The sequence below is a fragment of the Paenibacillus xylanexedens genome, from assembly GCF_017874615.1.
Classification (GTDB): Bacteria; Bacillota; Bacilli; order Paenibacillales; family Paenibacillaceae; genus Paenibacillus; species Paenibacillus xylanexedens.
This window is the reverse complement of the sequence record NZ_JAGIKV010000011.1, coordinates 110969-131080: the sequence shown is the minus strand read 5'-3', so window position 1 is coordinate 131080 and position 20112 is coordinate 110969. Positions and strand designations below refer to the sequence as shown.

Below are 20112 nucleotides of genomic sequence, written 5' to 3'. Positions count from 1 at the left end.
AATCGACTAGGAGGAATTATTCAATGAAAGCACTCGTATATCAGGATCTCAAACAGGTGACTTACCAGGAGATTGAGGAGCCAACCATTCAAAAGCCAAACCAGGTAAAAATTAAAATCTATGGTTCCGGCATCTGCGGGACAGATCTGAATATTGTCAAAGGCAAAGTGCCGGCGAATAAAGGAACGATCATTGGTCATGAAGGCGTAGGCACAGTGGTTGAGGTGGGCGACGACGTTCGTGGTTTCAAGATCGGTGATCGGGTATTGGTAGATCCCACGCAATCTTGCGGTACCTGCTCATACTGCCGTGAGGGTCTGTTCATCTACTGCGAGAATTTTGATGACTATCAAGTAGGGATGACGACACACGGAACCTTTGCTGAATATTTTGTTGGGGACGAAAAGTATATCTATGCCATCCCGGATTCCATGAGTTGGGAAACGGCCATGATGATCGAACCACTGGGATGTGTACTTCAGACGTTCATGAAAGCAGGGACTAAGCCAAGTGACTCCGTACTGGTCCTCGGTTCTGGTGCAATCGGTTCCCTGTGTCAGCTAGTTAGCAAACGATTGGCAAGGCTTACCGTAGGCACGGAAGTTGATCCATACCGCAAAGAGTTCGCTTCAGGGATCGCGGATCATGTGTTTTATCCTCAGGATCTGACACTGGATAAAGTATACGAGATCAATAATAACAAAAAGTTTGATATTGTAGTGGACGCGGTTGGTAACCAACTTCATGTAGGGTTTGAGCTGATTGCCAAAGGCGGCAAAATTATTCCTATGGGATATGACGACAGCTATGAGGTGACGTTCAAATCAACAGCCGTGATTAATGATGGCATTAGTATCATCGGCGCGGTGGCTAATCACTCGATGATCAGTACGGCACTGAAATTTGCCCAAAGCATCCCGGAACTGGAACAGATGGTGACAGCCAAGGAACTGCTGAGTGATTATGAACAGGCCTTTAATGGAACGATTGGTTATGACATGCATACTGGAGAGAAGTTGCCGATGAATTCGGTCAAAACAGCTCTTATCCTATAAGCATATAGACATTAGCGGGTTTGCCGCTGCGAGAAGTTGGAATTCGCAGCGGTGAAAACCGCAGAAGGAAGGGATATCGATTGAAATTGCTTCAAGATTTGCCGAAGAATCCACGCTACTCCATTTTTCTCGAACCGGTATGGGCCATTCCGGGCACGATCGTTCTCTTCTACGCTCCTTTATATATGAAGGAAGCCGGACTTTCGGACATAGAAATCGGTTTAATCAATTCGGTGAATCTTTATTTTGCCTTTATCTTTCAATTGTTTGCGGGTTCCATTACGAATAAGCTGGGGCGCAAACGCACAACACTGATCTTTGATCTGCTTGCCTGGAGTGTTCCCATGTTCATCTGGGCCTTCTCCCAGAACTTCTGGCTGTTCCTGATCGCCTACTTACTGAACGCAACATCCAAGTTTGTAACGGTCGCCTTTAACTGTCTGATCATAGAGGATGTGGAGGAACACAAACGATCTAAGGTATTTGCCATTCTCAACATGATCATTACAGGGGCTGGTGTACTCACGCCGATTGCCGGAGTTGTCATTGCTGATTATGGTATTGTGCCTACACTCGCCACTATTTACTTTGTCGGGGGCATCCTCATGACCGCCATGTTTTTCATTCGTAACCGATACACGGATGAGACCGAGGTCGGCAAGGAACTTATGGGATTGCATAGCAAAACCCGCGTGCTTCAGAGCTTGGGTTCCAGTCTGCGCCTGTTCGGCAAATCGTTCTACAAACGGAGACTTTTTCCGATTATTCTGATCACGGTTTTGTCCAATCTGATCTTGCAACTGAATTTCTTTCAGGTCATTTTCTTCAAGGAACAGTTGAAGTTTGATGACCGTGTCATTTCGTTTATCCCAGTAGTGACTGCGGTAACCGTCATGCTGCTCTATCTGGTCATCATTCCGCGACTGAAACGGCGTTCGGAAGAAAAGTATGTTGGTTTTTCCATTGTGCTTAGCACGGCCGGAGCCATTCTGTTTCTGTTGATCCCTGTGGGGAATATAGGGATGTTGTTTCTCACGCTAATCGTGCTCGCTGCGGGTAACTTCATTTTGCAGACGTACCGGGATTCCCTGCTGATGAACCGATTGGGTACGCATGAGAAAGCCGATATGTTCTCGGCCGTGCAGACCGTCATGACGCTTACAGCCATTCCATCCGGTTACCTGACGGGCCTGCTCTATCATCACAATCCAACACTATTGTTCAGTGTCATTCTTGGTCTATATGTCGTACTCATGGTCATTATGTTCTTCCTGCCAGATCCGCAAAAGCACTCCCAAGTGCTGGAACCTTACAAAAATATGTAGAAAAAGGGGTTTACTGTATCTGGAGCGAATATGTAGTACAGAAAAAAACTAGAACTACCTCTAGAACATATTTTAACTTGGGAGGCTGCTAAAAATGACTAACGTAATGACAACAGAAGCACGGAAGCAATGGAGCTGGATGAACGAGCCCGAAAGCTGGTCCTATACGGATCAGGGAGGTGTGCTGGTGGAAACGAAGGCTGACACCGACTTTTTCCAAGATCCAGCGGGCAAGCATATTCGTGCAACCGCACCATTTCTGTCCATGCCTGTACCTGAGGACTTCGAAATTACAACCCAATTAACCGTTGATATGAAAAATCAATATGATTCCGGATGCCTGATGGTGATGGCGGATGATCTTAACTGGTGCAAAATTTGTTTTGAGTATGATGGAAAAGTGCCTACCATCGTGTCGGTGGTGACACGTGATGGTTCATCCGATGATTGCAATTCGGTTGAAGTCTCCGTACCTAATCCTTATCTGCGTATACGCAAAGTAGAGGACTGCATATCATTCTTTTATTCACCCGATGGGGAAGAGTGGAAACTAATTCGATATTTCGGCATGCCGATTCAGGGGGAACTTCGAGCTGGATTAGTTGCACAATCGCCGACTGGAACGGGCTGTACGTGTCACTTTTTATCAGTGAACGTTACTCATCCGGACTTGACCGCACGCTTCTAATCCGCTCCCCCGGCAGATCATTGGAGGGAGAACAGGTTCATGGTAAAAGCATTTATATTTGATTTTGATGGACTCATTGTGGATACGGAGACACCCTGGTACTATGCGTTTCGCGATATTTATGAAGAGCATGGAGTGGAACTTGGTCTGGAGCTATGGTCGAAAAATGTGGGGACATCCTTTGAGGAATTTCATCCATTTCTGTATCTGGAGCAAGCGCTCCAAAAAAAGATAGATCATGATCATATCAAACTGATATCAGAACAGAAATACGAAGTCTATTTGGGACAGGCCGCCATTCTTCCAGGGGTGTATGAATTGCTTCAGTCTGCGAGGGAGAAGGGGATTCAGCTTGCGGTTGCTTCCAGCTCTACACGGGACTGGGTGCATGGTTACTTGCAGAAATTAGGCATTTTCGATTATTTCACAGTCGTTCATACATCCGAGGATGTGAAGCGAGTGAAACCGGACCCTGAACTGTACCTTCTTGCTCTCCAGAGTCTTGGGATCGAGGCTTCCGAAGCGATTGTGTTCGAAGACTCACCTAATGGCTTAAAGGCAGCCAATGCAGCAGGTATTCGTTGTATCATCGTACCTAACGAGGTAACGCGTGGTCTGGAATTCGCCATGCATGAACTGCGGTTATCCTCGCTGGCCGAGATCGATATGGAGGCGCTTTAATCCAGATACTGCTTGCGTAGCTCGATAGGGGAGATCCCTTCGTATTTTTTGAACACTGACCCAAAGTAACTGGCACTGTTGAAACCAACGGCTTTGGCTATTTCATGAGCGGTAGTAGCGTTATTTTCGATGAGCATTTCCTTGGCTTTCAACAACCGATAACGCATCAAATACTCCAGTGGAGTCATTTGAAATTCTTTTTTGAATATCCGATTGAGGTGCTGCTCGGTAACGTCCATCTGCTCAGCCAACAAGGGGAGAGAAATATCCTGATGATAATTTTGTTTGATAAAAGTAATGAGTTCATCCAATCTTAATCGGGCATCAGAACGTTCGTAAGCACTATAGCGTTCACCTTCAATGGTTAATCTGACCAAAAGCATGTACAGTAATGCGGATACGTGCCAGATCTGATCCTTGTGCCGGGACTGCAGCGCCAACGTAATTTCACGCAACAGGATATGAAGCATTCCATCCGGCTTGAAGGCGCGCAGCTCCCCGATCTGCAAGGTATGCAAGAACCGTGGCAACAAATAGCCATTGAAAGACAGACAATCAAATCGTAATGAATCACTCAGATTGTGGTAACGGTAGGTTACCTCCGGGAACAAAATGAGAGCGGTCCCTTTTTTGATCGAAAATTCATGATTCTTTGCTGCGATTCGCCCTGTTCCTCCGATGCACTGTACAATGCTGTAATCCCGTGAATGGTCGCTCCAATTCATCAATTCATCAACGGTCAACTGGTTTTGCCCTGTAATCATGAGCGGCATATCGGTATCCAGCGGATTCCCCATGCTAGGTTTCGGCATCGTCGTGTTATTCCTCTTTTCGTTAAAGGATCATGTGCGTAAGTGGCGTGGTTACAGCGTTAAAAGAAACCTAGAAAGAATTATATTACATAAATGGGATAATTTTAATTGAATGACGGGCAATATATAAAACGTTTTCATATAAATGCTTCAACAATTATTAATTGGATGAATGAGTATGAACTGTGGTCTGATCAGCCTCTATTTATGGATCTAAAAGTACGGCCTGCCTTGCCAACAGAATGCGAAACGGTATACGCTATAAGGAATGAGTGATTAAAGAAAGGGATGCAAACATGAAGAAAGTCATCGTAGTCGGATCGGGTATTCTGGGGGCATCAACAGCCTATCAATTAGCCAAACATGGCGCAGAGGTCATCATCGTAGATCGAAAAGATATAGGACAGGCAACGGATGCAGCTGCCGGTATCATCTGTCCATGGCTGTCACAGCGTCGCAATCAGGACTGGTATCAGCTCGCCAAGGCAGGTGCGCGGTTCTATCCTGGCATCATAGCGGAGCTTGAAGGCGAAGGAGAAACGGAAACCGGTTATGCTCAAGTGGGCGCGCTTAGTATTCATACGGATGTGGACAAAATCAATAAGATGGAAGAGCGGGCCCATCTTCGCAAAACAGATGCGCCGGAGATTGGCGACATTACACCTCTTGATGACAAAGAAACCCGTGAACGTTTTCCATTGCTGGATGAACGTTATCAATCGGTACATATCAGTGGTGCTGCACGTATAGATGGAAGAGCGCTGCGCGATGCATTGATCCGCTCTGCACAGCGAAATGGAGCGGAAGTGATCCATGGAGACGCCACGCTTCAATTCGAAGCAGATCGGGTCATTGGTGTGAGTGTTAATGATCAGAGTTTCCTGGCAGATGAAGTCGTTGTCTGTGCAGGTGCATGGGCCAACGAACTGCTGAAGCCACTCGGCATACACTTTAAAGTGCATTATCAAAAGGCACAAATTATGCATCTACATGTCACGGATGGGGAGGATACAGGCCGCTGGCCTGTGATCATGCCACCTTCTGATCAATATCTGCTGGCCTTTGATCAACAGAAGATCGTGATTGGTGCCACTCATGAAAATGATGTGGAGGGTTATGATACAAGAGTCACTGCAGGGGGCATGCAGGAAGTTTTGAATAAAGGTCTGGAACTGGCACCGGGGCTAGCCAATAGCACATTCCAGGAGGTAAGAGTTGGGTTCCGTCCGTTCACACCTGGCTTTCTGCCAGTAATGGGGGCTGTCCCAAGCTGGCAAGGTCTGATTACCGCGAATGGACTTGGAGCCTCTGGATTGACCATGGGTCCTTTTATCGGGAGTCAACTGGCGAAACTAGCTCTCGGCATGGAACTGGATATCGATATTGAGCCCTACACTGTTGGCAAAGCAATGGATGAAATTGAAAGAGGTGAGTCATGACATATTCACAACGTGTATCCGATGGAGCGAACTCGTCCGATATCGTATATCTGGAGCATCAGATCGGTACGACAAAAGAAAAACTGCGCATAGCTTTGGAGAAACAAGAAACATACAAAAACGAATTGTCGGAATTGAAGTCATCACCAATCAGGAATGCATCGGAAGACAGTTCTGAAGAGCAAATCTTAATGGAGAAGGCAAGCCAAACGAAGAACTTGATTGAAACCCTGTCTGAACAACTGGAGCAGCTACAGGAAGCATTAGCGAAACTAGGCGATTGATCGGTTCGTATGGCTTATCTCTCTGAAACATCGACAGAAATAATATACGATACGTATAAAACGAAAACCCCTTATATTAAGGGGTTTTTCTCATTTAGTTCAAATGGTTTATATCAATAAATGAACGCATGGTATAAAATGGAATCAGGTGCTGAACTGTCAATTCAGGTACCCATGTAACCAATCACGAAATGATGCTGAGAGGTGGATTCCAAATGTATAAAGAAGTGATACGTGTTGAGGACATCACGGGGTTTCGGTCGAGATCTGAAGAGTTTTTCCCACTTCACTGGTTTCGAAAAATGCTGTCTGAGCAACCAGTGTACTATCACGAAGATACAGACACATGGAATGTGTTCAGATACGATGATGTGAAGCAGGTTCTCAGTAATCATGAGTATTTTTCAGCCGAAGGAACCCGGACGACCATTGCCGTTGGAGCAAAGAACAATGAAGGCACACCTCCAGACAAATTAAACATATCAAGTATTGATCCTCCCCGTCATCAAAAAAGTCGTTCGTTGTTATCGGCTGCTTTTACACCGCGTAGTCTGAAAAACTGGGAGCCACGAATTCGGAACATTGCGCAGCAGTTGGTAGCAGAAATTGAGCCAAATACGACCATTGATATTGTTCAAGCGTTGGCCACTCCGCTGCCTTCGATGGTTATGGCCGATCTGCTTGGCATCCCTCTTACAGACAGCCATCGCTTCAAGAACTGGGTAGATATTCTGTTTCAACCCATCAATCCAAAGACGGCTGAGGAGAGTGAACTGAAAAAACAAACTGCCGCGCAAGAGTATTATCAATTCCTGTATCCTATTGTGGTACACAAACGGACTCATCCTGGTGAGGATATCATTACGGATCTGTTAAATGTCGATGTTGAAGGTGAGAAGTTCACGGAGGATGAGGTTGTTCGCACGACCATGCTTCTGCTTGGAGCCGGTATAGAGACAACGAGTCATATGGTTTCAAATACGTTCTATTCCTTCCTCTACGATGACCCGAGCTTGTATGGGCAACTCAGGCAGAACCCCGAATGGGTTCCGCTCGCAGTGGAAGAAATGCTTCGTTATCGATTCCACAATGCCAAGCGACATCGGACAGTAAAGCAGGATAACCAACTGCTCGGAGTGGATTTGAAAAAAGGAGATGTTGTCATCTCCTGGATGAGTGCAGCCAATATGGATGAACAGATGTTTGAAGACCCCTTTGAGCTGAATATTCATCGTCAGAATAACAAAAGACATCTTACCTTTGGTAATGGCCCACACTTTTGTCTGGGTGCCCCGCTGGCAAGAATGGAACTCAGCATTGCCTTGACTGCATTTGTGGAGAAGATTGCTCGGATTGAACCGGTGGAGTCCTTTGATCTGGAGAATAATCTGGCCACTTCAGCTCCGGGACAGTCATTGACCCATCTGCCAGTGAAGATCGTTGCGGAGTGAGAAGGAATCATACGGGACACAACCTAAAAAGCGGCAGATCAGACGTAACCGTCTTGATCTGCCGCTTTGTTATGCAAGCAAGTATGAGGCTGGACACCTTAATTTGAATTCATAGAAACTTTTTGTCTTACCACCTGTTTGATTTCTTCCTCTTTGGCTTGTTTGGTGCGTTTGATAAAGAAGGAAAGGACCAATCCCACAACAGCGATACCGATGATAACAACATAAGCATCATTGATACCCTGGATCATGGATTCTGTAGCAAGCTGTTTTTGACTGAGACCATTGGCTGCACCAGTCGCCATCATATCCTGTACGTGCGCTGTTGTACGGGAGGTCATGACACTTACGAGCAATGAAGTACCTACAGCGCCAGCCACTTGTCTGACGGTGTTGGAGATAGCTGTACCGTGTGCACCAAGTCTTGGTGGCAGTTGGTTAAGCCCCGCAGTCTGAATCGGCATCATGAGCAGAGCCATACCAATTCGGCGGCCGGTAGACATTAATACCAGGTAACCATAACTGGTTGAATCCGTTAAGTCGATGAAACCAATTGTCGTCACGATGGTGATCACCATCCCGATAACAGCGAGCCATTTCGCTCCAAATCGGTCAAACAATTTTCCGGCTACTGGCATCAGGAAGCCCATGACAAGTGCACCTGGCAGAAGCAATAAACCGGACTCCAGTGCAGTGTAACCACGTGCGTTCTGGAGATACAAGGGAAGCAACATCATGTCAGCATACATGATCATTGTAATAGCGATACTGATGACCGTGGTCAAGGAGAACATGTTGTACTTGAATGCCCGCAGATCAAGCAGCGGAGTTTCAGAAACGAGCTGTCTCCATGTAAACAGGGCAAGAGAAACAATTCCAGCCGCAATGCAGATAAGAACTTCTGCACTTGACCATCCCAGACTTCCTGCTCTGCTGAAACCATAGAGCAATGCGCCAAATCCGATCGTGGACAGCACCACACTGATTGTGTCGAACTTTGTGTTGACCCGTTCGGATACATTCTTCAGGTATACAAACGCAAAAGCAATGACAATAAGAGTTAATGGAATCATGCCGTAGAACATCGTTTGCCAAGAGTAGTTCTCGAGGATATAACCGGCAAGGGTAGGCCCGATTGCAGGGGCAAAAATGATGGCAAAACCAACCATACCCATTGCAGATCCTCGTTTTTCAGGGGCAAACAAGGTCAAAATAACGTGCATTAAAAGCGGCATGATAATGCCGGCACCCGCTGCCTGAATCATACGTCCTGTCAGCAGTGTGCCAAAGTTATCTGCAAGAGCGGATACGATGGTACCAATCAGGAAAATAAACATGGAAGCTTGGAATAATTGCTTGGTTGAAAAGCGTTGCATGAAGTAGGCCGTGATCGGGATCAGCACCCCGTTCACCAGCATGTAACCGGTCGTTAACCATTGTGCTGTTGCGGCGGAGATGTTAAAATCACCCATCAGTTCCGGTGTAGCGACACTCATGATCGTTTGATTCAACGTTGCAAGGAAGGCTCCCAAAATCATGATAAACAGGATGGGGCCTTTCTTTACGGATAATTCTTCTTGTACTCTAGCCTGACTCAATCCTTTTCATCCTTTCAATCCACACGTGACTAAATTTACAACGTGTTGTATAGTTTACATTGTATTTATTGAATTATATACATATTCGGACAGATTACAATTTACGTTATGACGTGTTTTCGTCGTTTATTTTACAAATAAAATGAATTTGTTGTTTAAATGAAGAATAAACGACTTTTTGTTTAAAATTGTAATGTTTAAAATTTGAAGGAGGGATACACGTGAAAGACGAGAAGAAATCAGCCGTGGACCCAAGAATATTGCGAACGCGTCAGTTAATTCGAGGTGCATTTGTTGAGTTGCTGCAGGAAATGGATATCGAGAAGTTGTCAGTCAACAAAATTGCCGAACGAGCGACGATCAATCGGGTAACCTTCTACCTGCACTATCGTGATATTACGGATATGATGGAGAAGATGGCGGATGAGATGATTGAGAATATTGAACGGATCGTGGATGAATATGCCCCTCATTTTGAGAAGCAAAGAACGGAAGAGGCTTGGCCTGTTCTAGTCAAGTTACTGGAGCATTTTGCAGAGAACGCCTCGTTCTATCAGGTGGTTCTTGCTACAAAGCGCACACCGATTTTTACCGAACGACTGCTCAAATTGTTAAGTACGCTGGTCAAAGCCAAAATTGATCGGGTAGAGATGGAAGATGAACTCGAAGAATCCGGCATTCACAAAGAAATCGCAATATGGTACGGTTCTTCTGCTCTGATTGGAACCATCGTTGCCTGGTTGCGTAAGGATATGCCATATTCCCCGCATTTTCTGGCGAAACAATTCTCGTTGATTCGCTCGTACTCTTATAATGACCTGCTATAATTGCACCTAACGTTAATAGAGGAGGGATAATGTGGTGAAATATAGTGCAGAACGTATCTATGTGAGATTTTGGAATGTGGATGATGCCTCATTACTTCTGGATCTACAGGTTCGCAATCGTGCGGAAATCGAGAACATATCAGCAAGTGATCGGGAGGAGTCTTTCTACAGCTTGGAAGGGCAAAGGTCACTCATTGAGAGCTGGAACAAGAAGAAAGAAGAAGGAAATCGCTATTCTTTTGGTATTTTTCTACATACAGCGGATGAACTCGTCGGTGAAATTTCTTTGTTCGAGATCATACTGGGTTCTACCCCAAAATGGATCGTTGGTTATGTAACGGATACTCTGCATCAAGGAAAAGGATATATGAGCGAAGCCCTGCAATGTGTACTGGAATTTGCCAAACACGAAACTGAAATTACTCGAATCGAAGCTGGCGCTGTGCCCGATAATACAGGTTCCATCCGTGTCCTTCAAAAAGCAGGATTCAAGGAGAATGGGTCACAGCCTGTGCCAATCCAGGGAACTTTGAAAGAACATACGATGTTTGCTGTGGATATACTATAAGCACGATGTTGTACTATTTACTATATAAGTTGAACTATACATTTAAACGTAACGGAGAGGACAGAAAAAACATATGGCTACTATACTCGTTGCAGACGACGATGCGAACATTCGTGAACTCGTCTGTCTATTTCTCAAAAACGATGGATTCACAACAGTGGAAGCTGCGGACGGTAAGGAAGCTCTCACTATATATGGCGAAACTCCAGTGGATCTGGTCGTCCTTGATATTATGATGCCTGTCATGGATGGTTGGGCACTGTGCAAAGAACTCCGAAGAGCCAATCCCGACCTCCCGTTACTCATGCTGACGGCGAGAGGAGAGACTTGGGAGAAGGTGAAAGGATTCGAACTGGGTACGGATGATTATTTGACTAAACCGTTTGATCCATTAGAGCTGACCGCTCGTGTCCGAGCATTACTGAAACGATACAAAATCGGCTCCACACACACAATCCAGTTTGGCAACGTCATTCTGGACCGTCAGACGTATAAGGTGATGAGAGGTACAGAGTCGCTTACGTTACCACTTAAGGAGTTCGAATTGCTGTATAAGCTTGCTGGAACACCAGGACAAGTCTATACACGTGAGCAATTAATCGATCAGATATGGGGAATTGACTACGCCGGAGATGATCGAACAATAGACGTGCATATTAAGCGCCTGCGCGAACGATTCGCGACTACACCTGATTTTCGGATTGAAACGGTGCGTGGGCTAGGGTACAGACTTGAGGTCTATGAATGATCAGATCTTTATATATTCGTGTTGTTCTGACCTTTCTGGTCTCTGTCATCGCAGGTACGATCATTTCTTTTTTTATGTCAACCTGGATATTTGAAGATCAATTGAATGAAAATGCTCAAATTAACATACGCAACTTTGGCCAGGACGTTGTGCAGATTTATAAGACGCTGCCTGCTGATGAAGCAGAATTATTCGTTAGTAGAATGAAACAACTTGATTCGTATCATATTCGAATTTATGATGCAACGGGCAATTTCCAGTCTTATGGGAAGCTTAATGAACATAAATCATCCCCCGTATCGACGGATCAACTCAAGAAGGTGTTAAACGGGGGGGTTGTGCAGGACACACCTAAAGGTATCGCTACCGTTCTTTTGGGGCTACCGATCAAGACGGAAATGGGTACAAGAGCGATGTTTCTAGAAACACTCTCACCGCCCTCAGCCTCTTTTGTGGTTCAGTTTGGCTTTATTTTTGCAAGCTGTTCGTTGATTGTAGGAAGCTTGTTGATTGTGGTTGCTTCTGTATATCTGGTTAGACCGATCAAGAAATTGACCAAAGCGACCAAACGGATTGCAGCTGGAGATTTCAACGTGAAGCTGAACATTAAACAAACGACTGAGATTGGTACGTTGGCCCGCAGCTTTGAAGAAATGATGCATGATCTTCAGCAGTTGGAGCAGATGCGCAGGGAATTCGTTACAAATGTTTCACATGAGGTTCAGTCTCCGCTCACCTCGATATCCGGTTACGCTTCGGCACTGAAGCAAGTAAATCTCTCAGATCACGAACGAAGCCGTTATCTGGACATTATCATCGCTGAAGCGAAGCGAATGTCCAAAATGAGTGATAGCCTGCTCAAATTGAGTTTGCTTGAATCGCAGTCACAGCAACTGAAACTCATCACATTAAGCCTTGATGAACAGATCAGGCGGGTCATTGTGGCGCTCCAGCCGCAATGGTCTGCTCGCAGCATTCATTTTGAGCTTGATTTGCAGGCGGTTAAAGTTACTGCAGATCACGACCAGTTAAATCAGGTATGGACGAATATCCTCAGCAATGGCATCAAGTTCTCTGAAGATGGTGGCGTGATTAGTGTCAGTATCAAACAGGATATCAAAAATGTGACTGTCCGAATATCCGACACGGGCATTGGTATTCCCCTTGAAGATCAGAAGCGTATATTCGAGCGCTTTTTCAAAGCGGATCGTTCCCACAGTCGTAAATATGACGGGAGTGGGATGGGACTCGCTATCGTTAAACAGATCGTATCGCTTCATCAGGGAGACATCCAGGTGGAAAGTGAACCTGGTCAAGGAACGACCTTTTTTGTCACGTTGCCAATCAGTACACCAATGGATAGTTAGGCTCGCAGGATAGGCCAATGAATAGAATATCCATCGGATTATCTAAACCGAATGTTCATGTCATATGTAACATGCAAGCTTCCTTGTATGTTACATATGACATTTTTTTTGCTTGTTCATATTCAGTTCATATTGCCGTCACAGGGAGTACATCTTCATTCGTTAAGATTTCATTAACGGCAATGACGCAGCCTAACCAACAGTTCAAGACAGGAGAAGATGACAGTGACACAAACAGAGGAAAAGAAAGAAAAGAATGGATCAAGGTCCAAGAAAATACGAAACATTATACTAAAAATATTAGGGGCAATCGTAATCGCCATTATTCTGTTTCTAGGTATTGTTTATATTACGAATGTGATCAGTAGCAATTCAGAGGCAAAAAAGATAGAGTCTTACGGTCAACATGTATCCGTAGACGGGAAAAATATGAATGTGCTCATTCAAGGTGAAGGCAAAGAAACGATCGTGCTAATTCCAGGTTTCGGAACAGCTGCACCAGCGCTTGATTTTAAGCTTCTCATCGACGAGTTATCTCCATATTACAAAGTTGTAGCGGTGGAGCCTTTCGGTTATGGCTTAAGTGATGCAACGGAAAAAGAGAGAACCACAGAGAATATCGTAAGTGAAATTCATGAAGCTCTACAGCAGCTTAATATTGACAAATACATGCTGATGGGACACTCCATTGCAGGCATTTACGGCATTGATTATGTGAACAAATATCCGGATGAGGTAACTGCATTCGTCGGAATTGATAGCAGTGTTCCAACACAACCGGGTATGGATGCTAAATTACCTGTGAAAATGTTCAATTTCCTTAAAAAATCAGGTCTCCAAAGATTGGTGGTCAAATTTAGTGGTGACCCCTATGCTGGTCTCGCATTTGATGAACATACCGTAGAGCAGATGAACATGCTGTCGAATAAAAACTCGAACAGTTCCACGACTTTGAATGAGATGGGTCATATTGCTTCCAATTTTAAAGAAGCTCAAGGTTTAACCTTCCCTAAAGACCTTCCACTTCTTTTCCTTATACAGGCGAATAATACTGGCGTAAAAGGATGGATACCTTTGCACGAAGAACAGATCAAAGACTCGGTACATGGAAAAGTAATCACAATGGATGGCGAACATTACTTGCACCATACGTTATCTAAAGAAATAGCTGAAGATGTTAGAGCATTCATGAACGAAGCGAAGTAACGCTCTTGTAAAAGTTCACTCGTGAGTTCACAGATATGTATAAACGAATATGAAGAACCGTCCTGTGGGGCGGTTTTTCCATAATAGATTAATTTGGCCGTTGCCGTGATGAGAGAGAGGAATTCAATTGAGATTATTTGAGATACTGTTAGTTCTATCCTGTTTCGCGTTACTCATAGACCTACTATTTATTAAAAGAAGTGCAAAGAAAATAGGCTTGGGTTTGGGTATAGGAAGTAGCGTTATATTATTAGTTCAATTGTTTGTTGAGGGATACAGATGGCAGTTGCTTTTGGTATATATCATGACGGCTCTATTCATAATCATCGTTTTATTCAGACATTCCGAAAAGATGATGAATCTAAAAATAGGGAAGTTCTTGAAATATAGTTTATCTTCCTTAATTGTCATTCTGCTTGTTGGTTCTACCGTCTTGTCTGTATACTTACCTGTTTTTAATCTGCCGAAGCTTGATGGTCCAGAGAAGGTGGGTACTCAAACATTTCATTTAACAGATCAGAACAGAGACGAAATCTTCACTGAAGATCAAAGCGATAAGAGAGAACTAATGGTTCAAGTTTGGTACCCAACTGAAAACAGCAATAATAACAAGCGTGACACGCTGTTTCCAAATAATAAAGAAATGTTCAAAAAGTATATTCAGAGCTTCTCTAATTCTTTAAAACTGCCCGAATTTTTGCTCGACTACTTGAAGTATAGTCAAACCAACTCTTATGAAAATGTAGAAATATTACCTTCTACAAGTCCTTATCCCGTGGTGCTGCTATCTCATGGTATGGGAACCAGTAGAGTTCTTCAAGCATCACAGGCCGAGAATCTGGCCAGTCATGGGTATATCGTGGTCACCATCGATCATACGTATAGCACCTTTGCTACTCTTTTTCCAGATGGCCGTGTAACGGATTACAAAAAAAGTACGACTACACTAGATGAACGTACAAAAACAGGGGATATATGGACGAAAGACGTGAAGTTTGTAATCGATCAAATCGAAAAGCTGAATTCAGGTGCAATCGAAAGTCAGTTTAAAGGAAAAATCGATCTAGATCACATCGGCGCGATGGGGCATTCTTTTGGGGGTGCAACCGCATTTAATGCAACGTATTTAGATCAGAGAATCAAGGCCGGGGTTAATATGGATGGGTCACTATATGAAGTGGAAAATAGAGATGATATAAACAAGCCGTTTATGTTCATCCGATCAGGAAGTTTTGAAGACTGGTTAGCCAATTTTGAAATGGATAGAAATTCGGATGATGAAGTAACCAAATTTCTTTCAGATGAGCTACACATTATGAAAAATGTTATCAATCATGGGGGAAATGTGATCTATATAGAAGGAACCCAACACTTCAATTTCACGGACCTTCAGTTCTATTCAGAGCTGGTTAAACTGTCCGGTATCACAGGAGATATCAATGGTAAAAGAGGAGCAAACATCGTAAATCAATATGTACTCGATTTCTTTAACAAGCAATTGAAAGAAACAGGTGGAGATCTGATTCAGGGACCAAACGACTTGTATCCGGAGGTGGAATTTGTAGACCCAGAAGAACTCTAATTACCAAAACACTTAAAATTCAGGAGATGATGTGAATGGGACGACAAAAGGGAAAACGCACTTCAATCGCCCTGTTAACGCTGGCATTAACAATGTTAGCTCCAATGTCTGCAATGGGCGCGCCTGCTACAAGTAGCAGTGATTTTACGTATGAACCAACCAAGAAAACGGTGATGGAGAAAGCCAAGTTACTCACCGAGAAGCATGGAATCACAAGCCTGCAATATGCCCTTATCGATGGTGGCGAGATTGTGGTGTCCGGTCAGACGGGTAAAAACGATAAAAACAACAAGGTGCCTCTTACGCCGGATACGATCTATGGCATAGGATCAACGAGTAAAATGTTCCTCACAGCTTCTGTTATGAAGTTAGTTGAAGAAGGCAAGGTGGATTTGGACCTGCCTGTTGTGAACTATATACCTGATTTTCAGATGAAAGATCATCGCTACAAACAAATCACACCACGCATGCTGTTGAATCATTCTTCCGGTCTGCTGGGAGGCACGGGCAGTAATGCCACATTGTACGGGGATAATGATACGTACTCACATGATACGTTTCTGAACCAATTGGCGAGTCAAAACCTGAAGGCAGATCCCGGCGCGTTTTCGGTGTATAGTAACGATGGTTTTACGTTATCCGAGATTATGGTTGAACGTGTTAGCGGCATGAGTTTTACAGCTTTTATACACCAATATTTTACGGAACCTTTGGACATGAAACATACCAAAACACCACAGGATGTGGTTGACACGGCAGCAATGGCGGGAATCTATTCTCCATTGTATGAGGGTCAGCTTCCACAAGAGAATTATAATGTTATCGCTACTGGAGGCATCTATTCCACCGCTGAAGATCTTGCGAAGTTTTCACAAATCTTCACGGGAGAGGTCCAAGGCATTCTTACCGATAAGTCTGTAGAAGCCATGGCGCAAGAAGAGTACAAAAAAGGCATGTGGCCAGAGGATGGCGATACGTCTATATCTTACGGTTTAGGGTGGGATAGTGTAAATCTGTACCCATTCAGTGAATACGGTATCAAGGCAGTAACAAAAGGTGGAGATACCATATCGTATCACTCATCATTAGTCGTACTGCCGGAATATAATCTGGCTGCAGCCGTTACCTCATCAGGTGGGACAAGTGCCAAAGATCAGTTCATTGCGAGTGAATTATTACTCAGCGCACTTGAGAAAAAGGGGATCATCACAGAACGGAAGCCGGAAAAATCGTTTGGTGTGCCTGTGAAGGCAGATATACCTAAAGAAATAGCCACGAATGCAGGTATATATGGCGGCAATAATTCAGTTAAGAAGATCGAAATGAATACTGCTGGACAAATGACTGTATCCACACCTTCAGCTCCAAGTGATCCGGCTCAAAAATACACCTATACAGCAGATGGCACTTTTGTTAACGATGAAGGCACGGAAAAGTTGAAATTTGTTAAGGAGAAGAATGGAAGGACTTATCTGTGGTATCAATCTTATATATCCTTGCCAGGACTTGGACAATTGGCTTTCTCCGAATATAAAATGGAGAAGCTGGAAGCTAATGAATTATCCCAGGATATAACGGCCTCATGGGAGCAGCGTGAAGGTAAAAAATATTACCTGCTGAATGAGAAATATACATCAACGGTTTATCTCAATTCGGCACCAATTCTCCCTATTCATTTGGACAAAGAGACCCCAGGGTATATATCCAATAATAAGATTATTGGAGCAAACGAAGCAGTCACTGAGCTGCAAATCCCTGGCCTGGCTGGACGTGATACAAAGGAGATTTATTTTGCTGAAAAGAACGGAGTAGAGTACATTACAGCCGTTGGTAGCATATACGCCAGTGAGGAAATGGTACAACCACTTTATTCGGGTAAACAATCTCTAGTAACGATTCAAGCAGATGGATATGCCAGATGGTTTTCGATACCGGCAGCGGTGAAGGGAAAAGTCATGACGGTGGAAATGCCTGCAAATGGCGCCTTTGCTGTATATGATCAGAAGGGTATTTGTATTAATCACACCGTAGTCAGCGGTGAGAATGAGGTTGTTTTACCAGAGAACGGCCGCATTGTATTTGCAGGTGAGGTTGGTTCCAAGTTCGAAATTTCATTGAAATAGACGAGTTCTAGTAAGGTAGCATGCTGAAGGTATAGGGGTGAGTATTTATTACGCTTCAAGCAAAGAGGATATCACTAAGAATGCACTTTACACCAATGTTTATCTCAGAGTTCATATGATTGAGCTAACGGGATACGTTAATTTAACGAAACTAAGAAGGCAGCCGATCAAAGTAATCGGCTGCTTTTGTTCAATTTAACTATAATTAGTTTGTCACTTCAGTTAGAATTCTTCGCTCTTGCTCAACTGAAGAATTATTCTTTTTTAGGAGAGTGGAAACGATGCCTACGATATTGGTTGCTGACGACGATGCGAACATTCGCAAACTTGTCTGTTTATTTTTGCGCAACGACGGATTTACAACCATAAACGCCGCAGACGGAAAGGAAGCCCTGGCTATCTATACCTCCACGCCAGTCGATTTGGTCATTCTTGATATTATGATGCCGGTCATGGACGGTTGGGCATTATGTGAGGAACTTCGAAGAGCCAATCCGGATCTTCCGTTACTAATGTTGACGGCAAGAAACGAGACCTGGGAGAAAGTACAAGCATTTCAGCTTGGGACAGATGACTATATGACGAAGCCATTCGATCCGCTTGAGTTGATGGCTCGCGTAAAGGCACTGTTGAAACGATACCGTATAGGTTTAACGCAGACCATCCAGTTAGGCAACGTCATCCTGAACCGGCAGACTTATAAGGTCATGAGGGGTACAGAGTCGTTCACCTTGCCGCTTAAGGAGTTCGAATTATTGTATAAGCTTGCTGGATTACCGGGACAAGTCTATACGCGGGAGCAAATAATCCAGCAAGTTTGGGGGATTAATTATACTGGCGATGATCGAACGATAGACGTGCATATTAAACGTCTACGCGAACGTTTTGCGGCTATCTCCGATTTTCGTATTGAAACGGTGCGCGGGCTTGGCTACCGGCTTGAGGTGCAGGAGTGATCGGTTCCTTGTATACACGCGTTGTCCTGACCTTTCTGGTCTCTGTGATCGGGGGCATAATCCTTTCTTTTCTTGCTACAACCTGGATATTTCAAGATAAATTAAACGAAAACTTACAAGGCTCCTTGCTTGACTTTGGCCAGGATATCGTCCGCATCTACGAGACATTGCCGTTACATGAAGCAGAAATGTTAATAAGTGAAATGAAACAACTCAATTCCTATCACATTCGAATCTATAAAGCAACGGATCAATTCCAATCCTATGGAGAACTTAAAGGACAACATCCTTTCCTAGTGACGACAGAACAAGTGAAGAAAGTGCTGGATGGGGAAAGCGTCCAAGTCAATGGGATCGATACGTTCTCCTTGGGATTGCCGATAAAAACTGAAATGGGAAGCGTAGCAATGTTTGTAGAGCCCCTCACTTCCTCTTCCACCTCATTTCTTATCAAGTTTGTTTTAACTTTTATGATTTGTTCGTTAATAGCAGGGAGCCTATTGATACTAATTGCGGCTATGTTTCTGGTGAGACCGATCAAAAAATTGACAGAAGCGACCCGGCTTATAGCTGCCGGAGATTTCAATGTCAAGCTTAATATTAAACAAAAGGGTGAGATAGGTACTCTGGCTCGTAGTTTCGAAGAAATGATGCACGATCTAAAGCAGCTTGAGCAGATGCGCAGGGAATTCGTAGCAAACGTGTCCCATGAAGTTCAGTCTCCACTCACTTCCATTTCCGGTTTTGCTATAGCGCTCAAGCAGGTAGACCTCCCGGATGACGAAAGAAGCGATTATCTCGATATTATCATCACTGAAACTGCACGAATGTCCAAAATAAGTGATAGTCTGCTAAAGCTGAGTTTGCTTGAATCTCAATCATTGCAAATGCGGCTCGCCACGCTCAGTCTGGATGAACAGATCAGACAAGTAATCGTCGCTATTCAACCCCAATGGTCGGCCCGTAACATTCAGTTTGATCTTGATTTGCAGCCCACCAAAATCACGGTCGATCATGACCAGTTAAATCAGGTGTGGATCAATATCTTCGGCAATGCCATCAAATTTTCCGAAGATGGTGCCCGAATTAGCATCAGGATCAAACAGAATATCAAGAACGTGACGATCCGCATAACGGATTCGGGTATTGGTATTCTCCCGGAAGACCAAAAGCGTATATTTGACCGCTTCTTTAAAGCTGATCGTTCCCACAGTCAGAAATATGAAGGAAGCGGTATGGGACTAGCTATTGTAAAGCAGATCGTCTCGCTTCATCAAGGGGACATCCGGGTGGAGAGCGAATATGGACGAGGAACGACCTTCATAGTCATCTTGCCAATCACAACACCCACAGAGTGATTGGATTTCATGCTTTCACTAGGTTATAAACACCCTGTATAAAC

Annotated in this window: 18 protein-coding genes; 16 read left to right on the top strand and 2 right to left on the bottom strand. The window is 44.2% G+C overall.

Features of this window, described 5'->3' with window-relative positions; translation table 11 throughout:
* Positions 1–23: 23 nt before the first annotated feature.
* The 4 genes from J2Z28_RS16215 to J2Z28_RS16200 all read left to right on the top strand — a co-directional run bounded on the left by J2Z28_RS16215 (position 24) and on the right by J2Z28_RS16200 (position 3749).
* Positions 24–1055: a zinc-dependent alcohol dehydrogenase gene (locus J2Z28_RS16215; RefSeq protein ID WP_036608226.1), complete on the top strand. Its 1032-nt coding sequence runs from the start codon at positions 24–26 to the stop codon at positions 1053–1055.
* A gap of 80 nt (positions 1056–1135) precedes the next feature.
* Positions 1136–2380 carry an MFS transporter gene (locus J2Z28_RS16210; RefSeq protein WP_169479570.1) on the top strand — a complete coding sequence of 415 codons (1245 nt, stop codon included), beginning with the start codon at positions 1136–1138 and terminating at the stop codon, positions 2378–2380.
* A 94-nt stretch (positions 2381–2474) separates the two neighbouring features.
* Positions 2475–3068, top strand: a complete 594-nt coding sequence (locus J2Z28_RS16205; protein ID WP_017688643.1) for a DUF1349 domain-containing protein — start codon at positions 2475–2477, stop codon at positions 3066–3068.
* 39 nt (positions 3069–3107) lie between these two features.
* The gene (locus tag J2Z28_RS16200; protein WP_211083255.1) at positions 3108–3749 is read left to right on the top strand and encodes an HAD family hydrolase; all 642 of its coding nucleotides are present in this window, start codon (positions 3108–3110) and stop codon (positions 3747–3749) included.
* Here J2Z28_RS16200 and J2Z28_RS16195 read toward each other — a convergent pair.
* Entirely contained in the window at positions 3746–4561 is an 816-nt protein-coding gene (locus J2Z28_RS16195) for an AraC family transcriptional regulator (protein ID WP_051447072.1), read from the bottom strand. The two genes, J2Z28_RS16200 and J2Z28_RS16195, sit on opposite strands and share 4 nt — an antisense overlap.
* 296 nt (positions 4562–4857) lie before the next feature.
* Between J2Z28_RS16195 and J2Z28_RS16190 the strand changes: the two genes are divergently transcribed.
* The 3 genes from J2Z28_RS16190 to J2Z28_RS16180 all read left to right on the top strand — a co-directional run bounded on the left by J2Z28_RS16190 (position 4858) and on the right by J2Z28_RS16180 (position 7735).
* Positions 4858–6000 carry an NAD(P)/FAD-dependent oxidoreductase gene (locus J2Z28_RS16190; RefSeq protein ID WP_211083254.1) on the top strand — a complete coding sequence of 381 codons (1143 nt, stop codon included), beginning with the start codon at positions 4858–4860 and terminating at the stop codon, positions 5998–6000.
* Positions 5997–6284, top strand: a complete 288-nt coding sequence (locus J2Z28_RS16185) for a hypothetical protein (RefSeq protein ID WP_211083253.1) — start codon at positions 5997–5999, stop codon at positions 6282–6284. The genes J2Z28_RS16190 and J2Z28_RS16185 overlap by 4 nt, the downstream gene beginning before the upstream one ends.
* 215 nt (positions 6285–6499) lie before the next feature.
* Positions 6500–7735 carry a cytochrome P450 gene (locus J2Z28_RS16180; protein WP_211083252.1) on the top strand — a complete coding sequence of 412 codons (1236 nt, stop codon included), beginning with the start codon at positions 6500–6502 and terminating at the stop codon, positions 7733–7735.
* Positions 7736–7833: 98 nt separating this feature from the next.
* Here J2Z28_RS16180 and J2Z28_RS16175 read toward each other — a convergent pair whose 3' ends face one another.
* Positions 7834–9273: a DHA2 family efflux MFS transporter permease subunit gene (locus tag J2Z28_RS16175; protein ID WP_076249946.1), complete on the bottom strand. Its 1440-nt coding sequence runs from the start codon at positions 9271–9273 to the stop codon at positions 7834–7836.
* 281 nt (positions 9274–9554) lie between these two features.
* Here J2Z28_RS16175 and J2Z28_RS16170 point away from each other — a divergent pair, with 281 nt between their 5' ends.
* The 9 genes from J2Z28_RS16170 to J2Z28_RS16130 all read left to right on the top strand — a co-directional run bounded on the left by J2Z28_RS16170 (position 9555) and on the right by J2Z28_RS16130 (position 20068).
* Entirely contained in the window at positions 9555–10160 is a 606-nt protein-coding gene (locus J2Z28_RS16170) for a TetR/AcrR family transcriptional regulator (RefSeq protein ID WP_211083251.1), read from the top strand.
* Positions 10161–10194: 34 nt separating this feature from the next.
* The gene (locus J2Z28_RS16165) at positions 10195–10728 is read left to right on the top strand and encodes a GNAT family N-acetyltransferase (protein WP_211083250.1); all 534 of its coding nucleotides are present in this window, start codon (positions 10195–10197) and stop codon (positions 10726–10728) included.
* A gap of 73 nt (positions 10729–10801) precedes the next feature.
* Entirely contained in the window at positions 10802–11476 is a 675-nt protein-coding gene (locus J2Z28_RS16160) for a response regulator transcription factor (protein WP_017688634.1), read from the top strand.
* Positions 11473–12843, top strand: coding sequence for a sensor histidine kinase (locus J2Z28_RS16155; protein ID WP_211083249.1), 1371 nt, complete (start codon positions 11473–11475; stop codon positions 12841–12843). Before J2Z28_RS16160 ends, J2Z28_RS16155 begins: the two co-directional genes overlap by 4 nt.
* Positions 12844–13068: 225 nt before the next feature.
* The gene (locus J2Z28_RS16150) at positions 13069–14049 is read left to right on the top strand and encodes an alpha/beta hydrolase (RefSeq protein WP_211083248.1); all 981 of its coding nucleotides are present in this window, start codon (positions 13069–13071) and stop codon (positions 14047–14049) included.
* Between the two features lie 127 nt (positions 14050–14176).
* Entirely contained in the window at positions 14177–15631 is a 1455-nt protein-coding gene (locus J2Z28_RS16145; protein ID WP_211083247.1) for an alpha/beta hydrolase family protein, read from the top strand.
* 35 nt (positions 15632–15666) lie between these two features.
* Positions 15667–17754, top strand: coding sequence for a serine hydrolase domain-containing protein (locus tag J2Z28_RS16140; protein WP_211083246.1), 2088 nt, complete (start codon positions 15667–15669; stop codon positions 17752–17754).
* Between the two features lie 281 nt (positions 17755–18035).
* Positions 18036–18710, top strand: a complete 675-nt coding sequence (locus J2Z28_RS16135) for a response regulator transcription factor (protein WP_047842858.1) — start codon at positions 18036–18038, stop codon at positions 18708–18710.
* Positions 18707–20068 (top strand): sensor histidine kinase, encoded by a 1362-nt coding sequence (locus J2Z28_RS16130; RefSeq protein ID WP_211083245.1) that lies wholly within the window; start codon positions 18707–18709, stop codon positions 20066–20068. The genes J2Z28_RS16135 and J2Z28_RS16130 overlap by 4 nt, the downstream gene beginning before the upstream one ends.
* The last annotated feature ends 44 nt before the right edge of the window (positions 20069–20112 follow it).